This is a genomic window from Streptomyces paromomycinus, assembly GCF_003865155.1.
GTDB classification, from domain to species: Bacteria; Actinomycetota; Actinomycetes; order Streptomycetales; family Streptomycetaceae; genus Streptomyces; species Streptomyces chrestomyceticus.
Genome location: NZ_BHZD01000001.1, coordinates 6003200 through 6020501 on the forward strand (window position 1 = coordinate 6003200; position 17302 = coordinate 6020501).

Sequence of the window (17302 nt, forward strand, 5' to 3'; positions counted from 1 at the left end):
TCTCAGCGGGGGACGGGAAGGTGGGCGAGGACGGAGTTGATGACGGAGTCGGCGGTGACTCCTTCCATCTCGGCTTCCGGGCGGAGCTGGACGCGGTGCCGGAGTGTGGGCAGGGCCAGGGCTTTCACGTCGTCAGGGGTGACGTAGTCGCGGCCGGTGAGCCAGGCCCAGGCCCGGGAGGTGGAGAGCAGGGCGGTGGCGCCTCGGGGTGAGACGCCGAGGGAGAGTGAGGGGGATTCGCGCGTGGCACGGCAGATATCGACGATGTAGCCGGTGACCTCGGGGGACACGGCGACCTTGGCCACGGCGGCCCGGGCCGCCTCGAGATCGGCGGGGCCTGCGACGGGACGCAGGCCGGCCGCGTCGAGGTCGCGGGGGCTGAAGCCCTGGGCATGCCGGGTGAGGATGTCGACCTCGTCCTGGCGGGCGGGCAGCGGGACCGTCAGCTTCAGCAGGAACCGGTCGAGTTGGGCCTCGGGCAGCGGATAGGTGCCTTCGTACTCGACGGGGTTCTGCGTTGCGGCGACCAGAAAGGGCTCGGGGAGAGGGCGGGGCGTTCCGTCGACGGTGACCTGACGCTCCTCCATGGCCTCCAGCAGGGATGCCTGGGTCTTGGGCGGGGTGCGGTTGATCTCGTCGGCGAGCAGCAGGTTGGTGAAGACCGGGCCGGGCTGGAAGGAGAACTGTGAGCTGCGGGTGTCGTAGACGAGCGAGCCGGTGACGTCGCTCGGCATCAGATCGGGGGTGAACTGAACGCGCTTGGTGTCGAGTTCCAGGGTCGCCGAGAGCGCGCGGACGAGCAGGGTCTTGGCGACACCGGGGACGCCTTCGAGCAGGACGTGCCCGCGGCAGAGCAGCGCGACGACCAGGCCGGTGACGGCCGGGTCCTGGCCGACGACGGCCTTGGCGATCTCGGTGCGGACGGCCTCCAGGGAGGCTCGGGCGCTGTCAGCTGTCGGGGTGCTCACGGGGGTCGTGCCTCTCTGGGGACAGGATCGAACGTTCCAGGTGGTCGAGCTGGTCGGCCAGGGTGACCAGGGCCTTGTCGTCGGCGGGCGCGGGCCCGAACAACAGGGAGTGCAGGGCGGTGCCGGTCTCCGCGTCCGAGGGCAGGCGCGCGGAGACCGCCGGGAGAAGGATGTCGGGGGTGTGGGCGTGCGTGGGAGACACGCCGGTGAGCGGTGCGAGCCGGGCGCGGGTGGAGGCCCGTAGGACGTCGGCGGCGCGGTCGCGGGCGCCTGCCCGCTGGTAGAGGCGGGCGTGGCCCTCGGTCGTCTCGGCGGCGGGGACGGTGACCGGCAGCCGCTCGGGGACCAGGGGGCCGAGCCGGCGGGCCCGCCAGAAGCCCGCGAGGGCGGCGGCGACGAGGAGCTGGAGCAGCGCCCAGCGCCAGCCGGAGGGGATGAGGTCGAAGAAGCCGCGCCGGCCGTCCTGCGTGGACGAAGGGTCGCTGACGGAGGGGAGGTACCAGACAAGATGCTTGTGCGAACCGAGCAGTTGCAGGGCGAGCGAGGCGTTGCCGCGTTCGGTGAGGTTGCGGTTGTAGAAGATGTCCGGGGCGCCGAGGAGGACGGTGTCTCCGCCGGCCGTGGAGGGCAGGCGCAGCAGGGTGGCGGCACCGTCGCTGGGGTAGCAGCGGTCGGCGGTGCGGGCGGATGTCGAGTAGCGCAGGCCGCCGAGTTCGGCGTCTCCCGCGGAGCGGGCGGCGGGCAGGGCGCAGCCCGGGGGCAGCGGCTTCACGTCGGTGGGTGTCCTGGCCTCGGTCCCCGGTGCGAAGACGTCCAGGGCGGCCGGGCCCGGCGTGAGCAGGACGGTGCGTCCCGCTGTGCGGCCGACGGCCTGGTGGAGGGAGCCCAGCTGGCGGCGGGTCAGCAGGTTCGGATCGGCGACCAGGACCGTGGTGTCCGGACCGGCTGCGGCGGCTGCCTCCTCCGTGGTGGTCACGACGCGGGTGTCGACGCCGTGGTCGGCGAGGAGCGCGGCGACCGCGCCGCTGCCGTAGCGGTCCACCGACCGGGGGTCGAGGCGTCCGTGCTGGTCCCCGGACCGCAGCAGCGCGAGGCCGACGCCGCCCAGAAGGAGGACGAGGAGGCCGGCGAGCAGTCCGCGCGAGCGGGTCCACAGACGGCGCGTGGTCGGTGCGAGCGAAGTGGTTCCGGCCGTGGTGGCGCTCATACGGCGCTCCCGTGGGGAGCGGCGGACAGCTGGGGTTTGCTGTGCCGCAGGTCGGTGTCCAGGGTGCTCAGGGCGGCGTACTCCTGTGCGGTGCCGGGGCGGCCGCCGTACGTGACGTCGTCGAAGGTACGGGCGGCGGCGCGCAGGCGCTCGGCGTGGGCGGGCAGGACCCGGCCCGCCTCCGACGCGGCCTCGTCGGCGGTACGGCCAGGGCCCGGGGTGAGCAGGGTGCGTTCCTCCAGGGCGAGGACGATGGCCCGCATCCGTTCCTGGACGGCTTCGGTCCAGCGGCTGTCGGCCGCGTGCCGTTCCGCGGCGGCACGGTGTTCCGCGGCCGTACGGGGGCGGTCACCGAAGAGTGCGCCGCCACCGGAGGTGGGGGTGCGGCGCAGGGCACCCAGCCGGAGCCGGAGGGCGACGGCGAGCAGCAGGACCACGAGAACGATGGCGAGGAGGCCGGTCCAGCCGCCCGGCGTGGCCCCGGCGGCGGCGTCGAAGAGGTCGCCGATGCGGTCCCAGAACCAGTCCAGAGCGCGCTGGAGCAGGTTCGGGTCGTTCTGGTGGTACCGCGGATCGGCGAGTTCACGTTCGGCCGCCTCTCGGGCGGGCACCCGCGGAACGCGCACCGGTCCGTCGTCCCCGGAGCCCGGCATCAGCTGCGCGAGCACGGCAGTCCTCCCCACCACCGTCACCGCATCAGCTTCCCGGGGTGCTGCCGGCCGTGCCCTGGCCGGTGCCGTCCGGACCGGGGCCGTACTGGCCGGGTGCCTGCGGGCCGGGCGCGTCCGCGCCGTAACCGGGCAGGCCGGCGGCGCGGGCGAGTTCGAGGTCGAGGGCCTCGCGGCGGATCCGCTGATCCATGTAGAGGAGCGAGGTGACGCCCGCGCTGATGGGGTACGTGACCGCGGAGGTGATCACGGTGCCGACGGCCAGCACGATCAGGAACGTCCAGCCGGTGTCGCCGTTGCCCTCGGTCCAGGCCGTGAAGCTCTCACCGCCGAGGAGGACGGCGACGACGGTGGCCGGCACCTGGACGATCATCTGCACGAGAGCGATCAGCAGGTGGGTGAGGAGCTGGATGCCCAGGATCCGCCACCACGCGCCGCGCACCAGCTTGGCGGAGCGCCGCATGGAGGCGATGACGCCCTGCTTCTCCAGCATCAGCGCCGGGGCGGCGAGGCTGAAGCGGACCCACAGCCAGATGCTCACGACGATCGCGCCCACACCGCCGAGCACGACGAGCATCAGACCGGCCGTGGGCGAGCCGACGGCCGCGACGACGATACCGGGCAGTGTGCCGACGAAGATGACGGCCGAGACGATGAGGGGCAGCAGGAGCAGCAGGCCGAGCAGCCGCGGCAGCCGGCCCCGGGAGTCCCGCCATGCCTCACCGGCCGTCACCGAGCGTCCCAGCACGGCCCGGCTGACGACGATGGTGAGCATCGCGGTGACGACGATCGTGCTCAGCAGCTCTATCACCGAGGTGACGGCGCTGCCCGCGAGGGTGGATCCGACGGCGTCCAGTGCTTCGTCGAGGGTGGCGTCGGGGTTGTTCTCCAGCGCGGACAGGTCTCCGGCGCTGCGGAACAGGAACCCGGTGACGAGCGTGATCGCGGTCTGCGTGACGACCGCCACGACCAGCGAGATCCCGAGGACGGTGCGCCAGTGGGCGCGCATGGTGGAGACCGCGCCGTCGAGGATCTCGCCGACGCCGAGCGGGCGGAGCGGGATCACGCCCGGCTTGGCCGCGGGGGGCGGTGCCCAGGGGGCGCTCCAGCCCGGCTGTCCTCCCCATCCGGGCTGACCTCCCCGGCCGGGCTGCTGTCCGCCCCAGCCACCGGGGCCGCCCTGCGGGCCGGAGGGCCCGCTCTGCCCGCCGTGGCCGGAGCCGCCGGTGGGCGCGGACCACTGTCCGGCGGGAGGCTGCTCCTTGGACCACTGCGGAGGGACCGAGGAACCGCCGGCCGGCGTGGCGTCGGACGGGCCCGGAGGTTCGGTGGGGCCCGGCGCACCGGCAGGGCCGGCAGGAGCGTTCGAGCCGGTGGGTTCCGCGGCGCCGGGCTGGTCCTGCGTGGTGCGGTCCGGCTCGTCGGAAGGGGAGGATCCGGGCGAGGCCCAGCCCGGAGAGTTGTTCATCGTCGCTCCTTCATGCTTCCCGCCCGTTCGAACGGCCGGTGTGCGGCGTCCGCAGTGCCTGTCATCGTGTCATGGCGACGGGCCCGGCGTCCCCGGGCCCTTGTCCGGGGGAGCGCCCTTGCACGGGGGAGCCCTTCTGCTCCGACCGGTGTCGACGGCAGACTGGGCGAATGGCCGATCGCTACGAGAAGTCCGAGGCGGGCGCCGACGCTCCCGTGGTTCCGTCACTGCGTTGGGAGGAGCTTCCCGAGGGGCCCGTACTGGTTCTCCTCGATCAGACCCGGCTGCCGTCCGAAGAAGTCGAGCTGGTGTGCACGGACGTACCGGCTCTGGTGCAGGCGATTCGAACGCTGGCTGTGCGCGGCGCTCCGCTGCTGGGCATCGCCGGGGCGTACGGAGTCGCCCTGGCCGCCTCGCGGGGATTCGACGTGGCCGACGCCGCTGACACCCTGGCGCACGCGCGTCCGACGGCGGTCAACCTCGAATACGGCGTCCGGAGGGCGGCCGGCGCCTACCGCGACGCGGTCGAGAGCGGGGCGGACCGTGAGCGGGCCGCCGCCGCGGCGCTGGCCGAGGCCCGGGCCGTCCACGCGGAGGACGCCGAAGCCAGCTCCCGGATGGCCGCGCACGGGCTGGCGCTGCTGGGCGAACTGGTGCCGGGCGGCGGGCACCGCATACTCACCCACTGCAACACCGGCGCGCTGGTCTCCGGAGGCGAGGGCACCGCCCTGGCCGTGGCGCTGTCCGCGCACCGGGCCGGTGAGCTGCGGCGGCTGTGGGTCGACGAGACGCGGCCGCTGCTGCAGGGCGCACGGCTGACCGCATACGAGGCGGCGCGGACGGGCATGCCGTACACGGTGCTCGCGGACGGGGCGGCCGGGTCGCTCTTCGCGGCGGGCGAGGTGGACGCCGTACTGATCGGCGCCGACCGGATAACGGCGGACGGCTCGGTGGCCAACAAGGTGGGCAGCTATCCGCTGGCCGTACTGGCCCGGTACCACCACGTGCCGTTCGTGGTGGTGGCGCCGACCAGCACGGTGGACCTGGACACGACGGAGGGAGCGCTCATCGAGGTGGAGCAGCGGCCCGGGCACGAGGTGACGGAGATCGCGGTGTCGTTCGTGCCCGGCGCCGGGGCGGAGGCCGGCACCGGGGTGCCGGTGGCTCCGCTGGGCGCGCTGGCCTACAACCCCGCCTTCGACGTGACGCCGGCCGAGCTGGTGACGGCCATCGTCACCGAGAACGGAGTGGTCTCACCCGTCACTCCGGGCGGCCTGGCGGAGCTGTGTTCCACGTCACGATTGGGTAAGTCACGATCAGGTAATGGGATGATGGCCGAATGAAGGGACGCGTCCTGGTCGTCGACGACGACACCGCACTGGCAGAGATGCTCGGCATCGTGCTGCGCGGCGAAGGCTTTGAACCGTCGTTCGTCTCGGACGGGGACAAGGCGCTCGCCGCCTTCCGGGAGACCAAGCCGGACCTCGTGCTGCTCGACCTCATGCTGCCCGGGAGGGACGGCATAGAGGTGTGCCGGCTCATCCGTGCCGAGTCCGGTGTGCCGATCGTCATGCTGACCGCGAAGAGTGACACGGTCGACGTGGTGGTCGGCCTGGAGTCGGGGGCGGACGACTACATCGTCAAGCCGTTCAAGCCCAAGGAGCTGGTGGCCCGCATCCGGGCACGGCTGCGCCGCTCGGAGGAGCCGGCGCCCGAGCAGCTGGCCATCGGTGACCTGGTCATCGACGTGGCCGGGCACTCCGTCAAGCGCAGCGGCCAGTCGATAGCGCTGACTCCGCTGGAGTTCGACCTGCTGGTGGCGCTGGCCCGCAAGCCGTGGCAGGTGTTCACACGCGAGGTGCTGCTGGAGCAGGTCTGGGGTTACCGGCACGCCGCCGACACCCGGCTGGTCAACGTGCACGTGCAGCGCCTGCGGTCCAAGGTCGAGAAGGACCCGGAGCGCCCGGAGATCGTGGTGACCGTGCGCGGTGTCGGCTATAAGGCCGGACCTTCCTGACATGTCGCGGGACGGTTCGGCCCCGGAGGACGAGCGGGGGCGGACCGTCCGCCCGGTGGGTGATATGCCCCTTTCGGGGCGTTTGCTCGGATGGCTGCCCGGCCGGTTCTCCGGTCGGCTGAACAGGCGGTCGTCGGACGGGGACGCCGTACGCGCCGACGGTCGTGACGTTCACGACCGTGCTGCTGACGGCCGTAACGCTGACGGTCGTGACACTTACGGCCGTAACGCTGACGGTCGTGATGACCGCAGCTCTGGCCGCGGTGTTCGGGCCGGTGAGCGATCCGGAGACGAGACGGCGCGGTCCGCTGCTCGTCCGGGGCGGGCCGAGCGGCCGGGAGAGCGGCTCCGGGGCATGCCCGCGCGCTTGCTGCCCGACGGGGCCACGGCCGGCCCGGTCCACCCGATGCTGCGTCTCTTCGGCCGCTGGATACGCCGCCCGTTGCTGCCCGCGCTGCGCCTGTGGCGCCGGAACATCCAGCTCCGCGTGGTCGCCACGACCCTGCTGATGTCGCTGGGCGTGGTGCTGCTGCTCGGCGTCGTGGTCATCGGGCAGGTGCGCAACGGGTTGCTGGAGGCCAAGCGGCAGGCGGCGCAGAGCCAGGCGGCCGGCGGGTTCGCCGTGGCGCAGAAGCTGGCCGACGGCACCACCGACAGCCGCGGCGACGACCCCGTACGCTCCGGCAGCCGTGGTGCGCAGGACTCCGCGACCTGGCTGACCAGCCTGGTCGAGCAGCTCGCCAGTGGCGGTCAGGGCGTCTTCTCCGTGGTGGCGCTCAGCTCCGGCTCGGCCGTCGAGGAGCCGTTCGGGGACAGCAGCCCGGACACCCGCGGCCCGCGCGCTTCCGGTGACGTCGACCCCGAGCGCAGCGTGCCCGCCGAGATGCGCCAGATGCTGGACACCAAGACCGGTACCTTCCGCCAGTCCACGCAGATCAAGCGCGTCGGGTCGGAGGAGGGCGAGCCGGCGATCATCATCGGCAAGCGGCTCAACGACGTCAACAGCAACCCGTACCAGCTCTACTACCTCTTCCCGTTCAGCCAGGAGGAGAAGTCGCTGAGCCTGGTGAAGGGGACCCTGGCCACGGCCGGGGTGTTCGTGGTCGTCCTGCTGGGCGCGATCGCCTGGCTCGTGGTGCGGCAGGTCGTCACGCCCGTCCGGATGGCGGCGGGCATCTCCGAACGGCTGGCCGCCGGGCTCCTCCAGGAACGGATGAAGGTCACCGGCGAGGACGACATCGCCCGCCTCGGCGAGTCCTTCAACAAGATGGCGCAGAACCTCCAGGTGAAGATTCAGCAGCTGGAGGAGCTGTCCCGGATGCAGCGGCGGTTCGTCTCCGACGTGTCGCACGAGCTGCGCACCCCGCTGACCACCGTCCGGATGGCCGCCGACGTCATCCACGACGCGCGCGAGGACTTCGACCCGGTGACGGCGCGCTCCGCCGAACTGCTGCGCGGACAGCTCGACCGCTTCGAGTCGCTGCTCGCCGAACTGTTGGAGATCAGCCGCTTCGACGCGGGCGCGGCCGCCCTGGAGGCCGAGCCGATCGACCTGCGGGACGTGGTGCACCGGGTCATCGAGGGCGCCGAGCCGCTGGCGGAGCGCAAGGGGAGCCGGATCCTGGTGCGCGGCGCCGAGCAGCCGGTGATCGCGGAGGCGGACGCCCGCCGGGTGGAGCGGGTGCTGCGCAACCTCGTCGTCAACGCGGTGGAGCACGGCGAGGGCCGGGACGTCGTGGTGCGGCTGGCCGCGGCCGGCGGCAGGAACGGCGGCGCGGTCGCCGTCGCGGTGCGCGACTACGGTGTGGGCCTCAAGCCGGGCGAGGCGGCCCGGGTGTTCAACCGTTTCTGGCGCGCGGACCCGGCGCGGGCCCGTACGACCGGCGGTACGGGCCTGGGCCTGTCGATCGCCGTCGAGGACGCGCGGCTGCACGGTGGCTGGCTGCAGGCGTGGGGCGAGCCGGGCGGCGGATCGCAGTTCCGGCTGACGCTGCCGCGTACGGCGGGGGAGGCGCTGCGCGGTTCGCCGATACCGCTCGAACCCGAGGACTCCCGGCGCAACCGGGAGACGGCAGGTGCGGGGCTGCCGCGCGGTGCGGCGGCGGTGCGGAAGGCGGCCGCCATTCCGGCGCAGCAGCGGCTGGCGGAACCGTGGCCTCTTGAGCCGTACGACGCGGCGCGTACTTCGGCCCGGGACGCGGCCCCCACGTCCGACCGTACTTCGGCCCGTACCTCGGCGCGTACGCCTGCGCAGCGGTCGTCGGAGCCGGGGGAAGCTGCGGGGGCGGAGACGGATGTCCGTACGGATGGCCATGCGGGCGCCCGTGAGGACGGCGCCGGGGCGACGGTGGACGGTGTGCACCGGAACGGCGTACGTGGTGGGGCGGAGCGCGGGCACGATGGTGCGTCGGGTGCGTCGGGTGCATCGGGCGTGTTCGGTCCGTCGGGCAACGGGAACGGGGGCGGCCCGGACCGGAAGAGCGGGGGCAGAGAGGGCGCTGAGCAGGAGGACGAGGTTCGTGGGCACTGAACCGGGCGCGAGGTCGCGAGCCGAGATGAGGGCTGGTGTTGGCGCCCGGAGTGGTGCCGGGGGCGCCGAGGTGCGCGCCGGTGGTGGAGCGCGGGTGCGTCCGAAGGTGCCCGGCAGGGTTGTCCGTGCGGGCGCTGTCCTCGGATGCAGCGCGTTGTTGCTCGCCGGGTGCGCGACGATGCCGGACAGCGGGGACATGCAGGCGGTCGACCAGTCGCCGCGGGCGGAGGCCGACGCGCAGGTACGGGTCTACGGCGTACCTCCGCAGGACGGGGCGCAGCCCACGGAGATCGTCAGTGGCTTCCTCGACGCGACGACGAGCGACGAGGTGGACTTCAGCACGGCCGTGCAGTACCTGGCCAGTTCGACGAAGAAGACGTGGCAGCCGTTCTCCGCGACGAAGGTGCTCCAGCAGCGGCCGAAGGCCGAACCCGTGGGGCAGGCCAACCGTGAGGACCCGAACGGCTACACGATCACGCTGTCCGGCAGCCAGGTGGCCACCGTCGACAGCAACCACGCCTACACGCCGGAGGAGCGGGCGTATCAGCAGACCATCCACCTGACCAAGGATGACGGGCAGTGGCGCATCGACCGGCTGCCCAACGGTCTGGTGCTCGGACAGTCCGACTTCCAGCGGATCTACCGTTCCGTCAACAAGTACTACTTCGCCGACTACAAGTCGGAGGCGCAGTCGGCCAGGGCGGGCCACAACGTGCTGGTCGCCGACCCCGTCTACCTGCGGCAGCGGATAGACCCGGTCACCGCGAGTGTGACCGCGCTGCTGGAGGGGCCCACGAACTGGCTGAACCAGGTCACCGCCTCCGCGTTCCCGACGGGCACCGTGCTCAGGAGCAGCGGCCTGTCCCTCGACGACTCCAACGCGCTGCGGGTGAAGCTGAGCAAGCGGGCAGCCGCCGCCGGGCCGGGGCAGTGCCGGCGGATGGCGGCCCAGCTGTTCTTCACCGTCCAGGACATCACCCGGGCTTCGAAGATCAGCGAGGTGGAGCTGCAGGACGAGACCGGCAACCGGCTGTGCGTCCTGTCGCAGGACCGCGCCAACAGCGAGTTCGCGCCACGCAAGCACGTCGGGCGGCCCGTCCAGGAGTACTTCATCGACGCTGACCAGAAGGTCGTCAGCATGCCGGACACGACCACGGAGCCGCGGCCGGTGCCGGGACCGTTCGGGTCCGGCAAGACCCCGCTGAGCTCGATCGCGATCTCACGCGGCGAGGACACCGCGGCGGGCGTCTCGGCCGACGGCCGGTCGCTGTACGTGGCTCCGCTGGAGTACGGCACCGAACGCGGCCCGGAGCTGCTGCACAGCACGGCCAAGAACGGATTCTCGGCACCCAGTTGGGACGGGCTGGGCGACTTGTGGATAGCCGACCGCAGCGACAAGGGCTCACGGCTGCTGCGCCTGCGTGAGGGCAAGGGCACGCCCGACGTGGTCACGGTGCCCGGCCTCGGCGACCGGCGGATCAAGTCGATCAAGGTGGCGTCCGACGGCATCCGGATCGCGGTGCTGGTCGAGGACAAGGGACGTACGACGCTGCAGCTCGGCCGGGTCGAACGCGGCGGCACGGCGCAGCACCCGGTGCTGTCGGTGGAGGAGCTGCGGCCGATCGCGCCCCAGTTGGAGGATGTGGTGGCGGCCTCGTGGGCGGGCGGCAGCCGGCTCGTGGTGGTCGGCCGGCAGTCCGGCGGGGTGCAGCAGATGCAGTACATGGAGACAGACGGCTCGGCGTCGAGCGCGCAGACGCTGCCCGGCGTCAACGGGGTCAAGGCGGTGACGGCTTCGGAGGACGAGACGAGGCCGCTGGTCGCGGACGGGGCCGAGGGGATCGTGCGGCTGCCGCAGGACGCGAACTGGAAGACCGTGGCGAAGGAGGGGAAGGCGCCGGTTTATCCGGGGTAGGGCGGGGTTTAGGGGTTGGGTGAGGTGGGGCGGGGCGGGTGACGCTTGGGGTGTTCGTGTTCTTGCTGTTGCTGTTGCTGTTGCTGTTGCTGTTGCTGTTGCTGTTGCTGTTGCTGTTGGGGTTGGGGTTGGGGTTGGGGTTGGGGTTGGGGTTTTGGGTGATGGGGTGTGGGTGGGGGAAGGCAGGTGTAGATCTGGCAGTGGCAGTGGCAGTGGCAGTGGCAGTGGCAGTGGATGCGGATGCGGATGCGGATGCGGATGCGGATGTGAGGCAGGGCCGTTGTGGCTGTCGGTGTGACCGTGCCGTGTTCGGCAGGCTCTGACCGGGGCTGAGATCGGCACAGCCCTGTGGATTCACCCCGTCACCCGGGTTATCCACAGGGGGTGGTGCCCCATCCCACCCCGCGGGACAGTAGATCCATGCGGGGCGTATGGCGGGAAATCACCGGTCTGGTACTACCGGTGGACTGCGCCGGATGCGGCCTTCCTCGTACGGAGCTGTGCGAGGACTGCCACAAGGCGCTGATCCGGGGGGCGAGGGGGAGTGGGGGTGGGGGCGGGGGAGGCCCCCGGGGCCCCCGGAGGGTGCGGCCGCGCCCTGTCCCGCCAGGACTTCCGCCCACCTGTGCTGCTGCGCCGTACGCCGATGAGGTGCGGGCGGTGCTGCTCGCGCACAAGGAGCGGGGTGCGTTGAGGCTGGCCGGTCCGTTGGGGCAGGCGCTTGCGAGGGCTGTGCGGGGGCTGTGGGTGCGGGGTGGGCCGTTGAGTTCTTACGGTGGGGAGTCTGGGGCTGGTGGTGACTCTGGGGGTGGTGGTGAGTTTCGGTCCCGTGGGTGGTCTGGGGCTGGTGTGGGTGCTGGGGCAGGTGGTCGGATTTGGGTCATTGGCGAGCCTGGGGCCAGTAGCGCTGTTACGTCTGGTGGCGAGCCTGGGGTTAGTGGCGCTGCTATGTCTGGTGGGGAGCCTGGAGTCAGTGGCGCTGCTATGTCTGGTGGAGAGCCTGGAGTCAGTGGTGCCGCTACGTCCGGTGGAGAGCTTGGGGCTAGGGGCGCTGTTACGACCGGTGGTGAGCCCGAGGTCAGTGGAGCGGTCACCCCTGGTGGTGAGCCTCAGTCCGGTTGGAGGACGGGCCTGTGGGCTGGTTGTGGGCCTGGCGCCGCTGGTGATCATCGGCCCCGTGGTGAGCATCAGCCCAGTGGCGGCCCTCGGCCCGGCGGTGACCTTCGGTCCGGCAGTGAGGCGCAGCCTGGTGGAGAGCCAGGGACGCGGCCTGGTGGAGAGCCGGGGGTGCAGGTCGGTGGTGCACGTCAGCTCGGTGGTGCGTCTGATCCTGGCGAGGTGGTGGGGGCTGGGGTGGTTGGGCGTGTGCGTTCGTGCGGTGGGGAGCTTTGTGCTGCGAAGTCACCGAAGACTGGAGCTGGAGCTGGAGCTGGAGCTGGAGCTGGAGCTGGGGCTGGAGCTGGGGCTGGGGTTGGGGGTGTGCATGGGGCCTGTGGTGATTCGGGGTCTGGCTGGGTAGGGGAGCAGGTGAGGTTTCGGCTTGTGTCTGGTGGCGTAGCGGGCGCTGCCGGGTCGGAGCCGGTGCCGGGCTGTCCGCGTCAGCCCCATGAGCAGCTGGGCCGGCCGGGCCACCCGGCGGGGAGGGGCAACGAGCAAGATCTTTCGCGACCGGCTGCGGGTGATCTGTGCCGTACCAGGGCGGGCCTTGGCGGCGGGGTGGGCTGCTCCGGGGCCGTACGGTCCGGTGCGGCGTGCCCGCGTGCCGGCGGCGGGGCCTTCGATCTCGCTGGTTCAGACAGTCCTGGGGTGCCAGGGACGGCTGAAGAGCCGTGCCGCTGCCTACGTGACTACCTCCGGCCACTGGAGGACGGCGGCGGCTCAGCGCTGTCTCGGGCCGTCCCCGGCCCGCCAGGTCAGCTCAGGCCTGCCGCTCCGACGGTCGCCCTCGGTGCCCTGACCGTCACCGGCCCTTCAGCTCACACCTCCCCCACAGCCACCATCCACCCCACCCGAAGCGATCGCCACCCACACCCCACTCGCCCTACCCACCCCGCCACCCCCCTCCTCCTCATCCCCGTCCCCTCGGCCCGGCGGGCGGTGGCTGGGCGGGGGCATGATCCGGTGCGCCGGATCGCGCTGGCGGCGGCTCGGGACCTTCGGCGGGAAGGGATGCCCGTCCGGGTCCTCTGCGCGCTGCGGCAGCGGCGTACGGTTGCTGATCAGGCGGGCCTCAGTGCCCGCCAGCGCGTGGCCAACGTCTCCGGAGCCCTGACAGTCGTCCCCGGAGCCGTGCGGCTGCTGGCAGCGGCCCCGGTGGTACTGGTGGACGATCTGTTGACCACCGGGGCTTCGCTGGCGGAGGCGGCGCGGGCCGTGCGGGCGGCCGGGGGGAAGGTGGTGGGGGCAGGTGTGGTGGCGGCGCCGCGGAGTGCTTTCGAAATCAACTGGAACTGACCGCCAAAATTCATCGTTGCAGGTAACGAGGGCGAAAAAGCACCCAAACGGAGCTAGTGCCAGCCAGGGGGTGCCGTCACCCGTCCGGGAGAGCTATGTTCGGTTGTGAGGACTTGGCTGACGCTTTGCCGCGGATGCCGGGATAGGTGCGTTTACGGGTCTTTGCAGGGACCCTGAAATGAACGGGAGTGGGGACCCTGCCGACGGGGGAGGAGGAGGTGAAAGTCGCCAAGTCCGAGGCTTCGGCACTCACCGGAGCCTGGTGCAAGAAGGAATCGCTCCGCGCGTAGCAGCGGGGTGATCCGGGAACGGAGTTCTGCGTGGACATCGTCGTCAAGGGCCGCAAGACCGAGGTGCCCGAGCGGTTCCGCAAGCACGTGGCCGAGAAGCTGAAGCTGGACAAGGTCCAGAAGCTCGACGGCAAGGTGATCAGCCTGGACGTCGAGGTGTCCAAGGAGCCCAACCCCCGGCAGGCCGACCGTTCCGACCGAGTGGAGATCACCCTCCGCTCCCGAGGCCCGGTGGTACGGGCCGAGGCGGCCGCCGCCGACCCCTACGCCGCGCTGGACCTGGCCACGGCCAAGCTGGAAGCGCGGCTGCGCAAGCAGCACGACAAGCGCCACTCGCGGCGCGGCAACGGGCGCATCCCGGCGAGCGACGTCGCGGTCAGCGTCCCGGACGCGGCGAAGCTCGACGAGACCGGCCACCTGACCGTGGACGGCGAGCCGCAGGAGCAGGTGCCGACGACGAAGATGGGTTCGCTGGAGGTCCAGGGTGAAGGCCCGCTGGTCGTCCGCGAGAAGACCCACTCGGCGGCGCCGATGACCCTCAACCAGGCGCTCTACGAGATGGAGTTGGTCGGACACGACTTCTACCTCTTCGTCGACGCCGAGACCAAGCAGCCGAGTGTCGTCTACCGGCGGCACGCCTACGACTACGGCGTCATCCACCTGAACCCCGACTCGTTCGGGGGAGAGGAGCCCGGTGGCGCCGGTGGGGCGCTCGGCGGCTGACGGCCGCTGAAGTGGTGCCCCCGGCGTACGCCCGGGGGCACCATTGCGCCTGCGGGGGGCAGGAGTTGAGGCCGTATAGTGTCTGTGCCGGCCAGGGAGCTTGTGAACACGTGATGGCGACATGCGGGGGAGACGGTTGTATGGCGCTGTTCGGGCCGGCCGCAACGGGCTGTAGTCAACCAGCCTTATGTCCAAACTCCGGCCTTCACCGGCCGAGTAGTTGACGGGGAGGAACGATGGGGGACAGCTTCGGGCCCGTGCGCGGCGGAGCGGACGACGACGGGGTCGGCGTCGGTGACGGTTCCGGCCCGGACGCGGGCGTGTCGCGCGCGGAGCCGATCAGGGTCCTGGTCGTCGACGACCACGCGCTCTTCCGCCGGGGCTTGGAGATCGTGCTCGCCCACGAGGAGGACATCGAGGTCGTCGGTGAGGCCGGGGACGGCGCCGAGGCGGTGGACAAGGCCGCCGACCTGCTGCCCGACATCGTGCTGATGGACGTACGGATGCCCCGGCGCGGCGGCATCGAGGCGTGCACCTCCATCAAGGAGGTGGCCCCCAGTGCGAAGATCATCATGCTGACGATCAGCGACGAGGAGGCCGACCTCTACGACGCGATCAAGGCCGGGGCCACCGGCTACCTCCTCAAGGAGATCTCCACGGACGAGGTGGCGACGGCGATCCGCGCGGTGGCGGACGGCCAGTCCCAGATCAGCCCGTCCATGGCGTCCAAGCTGCTGACCGAGTTCAAGTCGATGATCCAGCGCACCGACGAGCGCCGCCTGGTGCCGGCGCCCCGGCTCACCGACCGTGAGCTGGAGGTCCTCAAGCTGGTCGCGACCGGTATGAACAACCGGGACATCGCCAAGGAACTGTTCATCTCCGAGAACACCGTCAAGAACCACGTCCGGAACATCCTGGAGAAGCTGCAGCTGCACTCCCGGATGGAGGCGGTCGTGTACGCGATGCGGGAGAAGATCCTGGAGATCCGCTGAGGGAGGGGCGCGCCACGGTCCGCTCCACCCCCTGCGCCCCCGCTTACGCCCCTACGCCCCCGCTTCCACCCCCACCTCCGCGACCAGCGCCGCCCGCAGCGCGGCGTCGTCGCAGCGTTCGATGCGTACGGAGTCGCAGCCGACCCACTGCGCGGCCTCGGTCAGTGCCTGGGCCATCGGCCGTACGGCCTTGGCGTCGCGCAGGGACACCTGGCGGGCGACGAGTGTGCTGCCTTCGCGGGCCGGGTCCACCCGCCCGGCGAGCCGGCCGCCGGCCAGCAGCGGCATCGCGAAATAGCCGTGTATCCGCTGGGGACGCGGGACGTAGGCCTCCAGGCGGTGGGTGAAGTCGAAGATCCGGGTTGTGCGCGGGCGGTCCCAGATCAGCGAGTCGAAGGGGGAGAGCAGGGTCGTACGGTGCCGGCCGCGCGGTGTTTCGGCCAGGGCGGCGGGGTCCGCCCAGGCGGGCTTGCCCCAGCCCGCCACCTCGACCGGGACCAGTCCCGATGCCTCGATGACGGCGTCCACCTGCTCGTTCTTGAGGCGGTGGTAGTCGGCGAGGTCCGCGCGGGTGGCCACGCCCAGTGCGGCGCCGGCCTGGGCGACCAGGCGCCGCAGGCACTCCGCGTCGGACAGGTCGTCGTGCAGCAGGTGGTCGGGGACGGCGCGCTCGGCGAGGTCGTACACCCGCTTCCAGGCGCGGCGCTCCGTGCACACCACCTCGCCGGTGTCCAGCAGCCACTCCACCGCGATCTTCGTCTCGGACCAGTCCCACCACTCGCCGCCCTTGCGGCCGCCGCCCAGGTCGGAGGTGGTCAGCGGGCCGTCGGCCTTCAGCCGGTCCAGGACGGCGGCGCAGGAGCCCTCGCGGTCCTCCATCCGGTGCCAGCGGTGCCCCTTCGCGCGCATCGCGCGGCGCCGGAAGGCGAAGTGCGGCCACTCCTCGACGGGCAGGATGCAGGCGGCGTGCGACCAGTACTCGAAGCTGTGCCCGCCCGACCAGTAGGCGGACTCGACGGCGGGGCGGCCGACGGCGCCGAGCCGGGCGTACGGGATCAGCTCGTGGGAGCGGGCCAGCACCGAGATGGTGTCGAGCTGCACCGCGCCCAGGCGCCGCAGGACGCCCCGCACGCCTGCGCGGCGGTCCGGCGCGCCGAGGAAACCCTGGGCCCGCAGCGCCATGCGCCGGGCGTCGTCGGCGGACAGGGTGGTCACGGGCTTCGGCTTCACGGGCCTCGCGGGCTTCGCAGCTGTCATGGGGCACAGCGTAGGAGTGACCACTGACAAAGCCGCTGACCGCGTCCGGCGGGCCGTACCGCCCGAACTCGTCAGCCCGAAAACGGGAGATGGGGCGTCCCGGAGGGCAGCCCCAGGTCGCCGGGGAGCAGCGAGCCGATCCAGGCGTCCCGCCGGACGCCCCGGTACGAGATCTTGGCGCGCAGGGTGCCCTCCATCCGGAATCCGGCCTTCAGCGCCACGCCGCGCGACGCGCTGTTGCCGACTTCGGCGAGCCATTCCAGGCGCTCGACGCCGAGTTCCGTCAGGGCCCAGCGCGCGACCTCGCGTACGGCCTCGGCGGTCCAGCCGTTGCCGCGCTGTTCCTTCGTCGTCCAGTAGCCGATCTCGGCCTGCCGCTCGGCGGACCGCGGCGTCACGCCGAACAGGCTCACGGCCCCGGTCAGCGTGCCGTCCGCCTTGGTGGTCACGGCGAAGCGGTACTGGGTGTCGGTGTGCCACTCCTCCTGGCTGCGGGCTATGTAGTCGTGCGCCTGTGCCATCTCGAACGCGGCCGGTACGGAGGTCCAGCGGGGTATGGCCGGGTCCTGGCAGGCGGTGTGCACCGCCTGGGCATCGGCGGGGGCGAAGGGGCGCAGGAGGAGACGCTCGGTGGTCAGCGTGACGGGTTCCATGGAGGGAGTGTGCGGAGACGGGACGGGCGGGGCGAGCGGTTTTCCGGGAACGCGCCCGGCTCGTCCTCCGGACCGCCCGCCGGCCCGGCTCGATCGCTTCCTGTCCCGTCCTCCGGACCGCCCGCCGGCCCGGCTCGATCGCTTCCTGTCCCGTCCTCCG

At 72.0% G+C, this 17302-nt stretch carries 15 protein-coding genes and 1 pseudogene; 10 read left to right on the forward strand and 6 right to left on the reverse strand.

Translation table 11 applies throughout. The features are described from left to right. Positions 1-2: 2 nt before the first annotated feature. The 4 genes from OEIGOIKO_RS25740 to OEIGOIKO_RS25755 are packed head-to-tail and all read right to left on the reverse strand — an operon-like array spanning position 3 to position 4311. Entirely contained in the window at positions 3-968 is a 966-nt protein-coding gene (locus tag OEIGOIKO_RS25740; RefSeq protein ID WP_125056004.1) for an AAA family ATPase, read from the reverse strand. Further along, complete coding sequence (locus OEIGOIKO_RS25745; RefSeq protein ID WP_125056005.1) at positions 949-2175, reverse strand: DUF4350 domain-containing protein; 1227 nt, start codon at positions 2173-2175, stop codon at positions 949-951. Before OEIGOIKO_RS25745 ends, OEIGOIKO_RS25740 begins: the two co-directional genes overlap by 20 nt. After that, entirely contained in the window at positions 2172-2828 is a 657-nt protein-coding gene (locus OEIGOIKO_RS25750; RefSeq protein WP_125058943.1) for a DUF4129 domain-containing protein, read from the reverse strand. Before OEIGOIKO_RS25750 ends, OEIGOIKO_RS25745 begins: the two co-directional genes overlap by 4 nt. A gap of 43 nt (positions 2829-2871) precedes the next feature. Further along, complete coding sequence (locus OEIGOIKO_RS25755) at positions 2872-4311, reverse strand: DUF7544 domain-containing protein (protein ID WP_125056006.1); 1440 nt, start codon at positions 4309-4311, stop codon at positions 2872-2874. 170 nt (positions 4312-4481) lie between these two features. On the opposite strand from OEIGOIKO_RS25755, the gene mtnA reads away from it, so the two are divergent. The 10 genes and pseudogenes from mtnA (at position 4482) to OEIGOIKO_RS25805 (ending at position 15232) form a co-directional block, all read left to right on the forward strand. Then, the gene (gene mtnA, locus OEIGOIKO_RS25760) at positions 4482-5654 is read left to right on the forward strand and encodes an S-methyl-5-thioribose-1-phosphate isomerase (protein WP_125056007.1); all 1173 of its coding nucleotides are present in this window, start codon (positions 4482-4484) and stop codon (positions 5652-5654) included. Then, positions 5651-6328: a two-component system response regulator MtrA gene (gene mtrA / locus OEIGOIKO_RS25765; protein WP_030017937.1), complete on the forward strand. Its 678-nt coding sequence runs from the start codon at positions 5651-5653 to the stop codon at positions 6326-6328. The genes mtnA and mtrA overlap by 4 nt, the downstream gene beginning before the upstream one ends. A 355-nt stretch (positions 6329-6683) precedes the next feature. Further along, positions 6684-8858, forward strand: coding sequence for an MtrAB system histidine kinase MtrB (gene mtrB, locus OEIGOIKO_RS25770; RefSeq protein WP_125056008.1), 2175 nt, complete (start codon positions 6684-6686; stop codon positions 8856-8858). A 178-nt stretch (positions 8859-9036) separates the two neighbouring features. Further along, positions 9037-10773 carry an LpqB family beta-propeller domain-containing protein gene (locus OEIGOIKO_RS25775; protein ID WP_246177532.1) on the forward strand — a complete coding sequence of 579 codons (1737 nt, stop codon included), beginning with the start codon at positions 9037-9039 and terminating at the stop codon, positions 10771-10773. 38 nt (positions 10774-10811) lie between these two features. After that, complete coding sequence (locus OEIGOIKO_RS42175) at positions 10812-11096, forward strand: hypothetical protein (protein ID WP_174857101.1); 285 nt, start codon at positions 10812-10814, stop codon at positions 11094-11096. 97 nt (positions 11097-11193) lie between these two features. Beyond that, positions 11194-11532: pseudogene (locus OEIGOIKO_RS43045) on the forward strand (hypothetical protein); the annotation flags it as partial. A 421-nt stretch (positions 11533-11953) separates the two neighbouring features. Then, positions 11954-12292, forward strand: coding sequence for a hypothetical protein (locus OEIGOIKO_RS41780; RefSeq protein ID WP_170251856.1), 339 nt, complete (start codon positions 11954-11956; stop codon positions 12290-12292). A 650-nt stretch (positions 12293-12942) separates the two neighbouring features. Next, on the forward strand, positions 12943-13227 hold the full coding sequence (locus tag OEIGOIKO_RS25795; protein WP_371859029.1) for a ComF family protein: 285 nt from the start codon (positions 12943-12945) through the stop codon (positions 13225-13227). Between the two features lie 320 nt (positions 13228-13547). After that, the gene (gene hpf, locus OEIGOIKO_RS25800; protein WP_125056010.1) at positions 13548-14240 is read left to right on the forward strand and encodes a ribosome hibernation-promoting factor, HPF/YfiA family; all 693 of its coding nucleotides are present in this window, start codon (positions 13548-13550) and stop codon (positions 14238-14240) included. Positions 14241-14476: 236 nt separating this feature from the next. Continuing rightward, positions 14477-15232 (forward strand): response regulator, encoded by a 756-nt coding sequence (locus tag OEIGOIKO_RS25805; RefSeq protein ID WP_125056011.1) that lies wholly within the window; start codon positions 14477-14479, stop codon positions 15230-15232. 51 nt (positions 15233-15283) lie between these two features. Here OEIGOIKO_RS25805 and OEIGOIKO_RS25810 read toward each other — a convergent pair whose 3' ends face one another. Both OEIGOIKO_RS25810 and OEIGOIKO_RS25815 read right to left on the reverse strand, forming a co-directional pair. Beyond that, positions 15284-16489, reverse strand: a complete 1206-nt coding sequence (locus OEIGOIKO_RS25810; protein ID WP_125056012.1) for a winged helix-turn-helix domain-containing protein — start codon at positions 16487-16489, stop codon at positions 15284-15286. Positions 16490-16560: 71 nt separating this feature from the next. After that, positions 16561-17142: a GNAT family N-acetyltransferase gene (locus OEIGOIKO_RS25815; RefSeq protein ID WP_125056013.1), complete on the reverse strand. Its 582-nt coding sequence runs from the start codon at positions 17140-17142 to the stop codon at positions 16561-16563. Between the last annotated feature and the right edge of the window lie 160 nt (positions 17143-17302).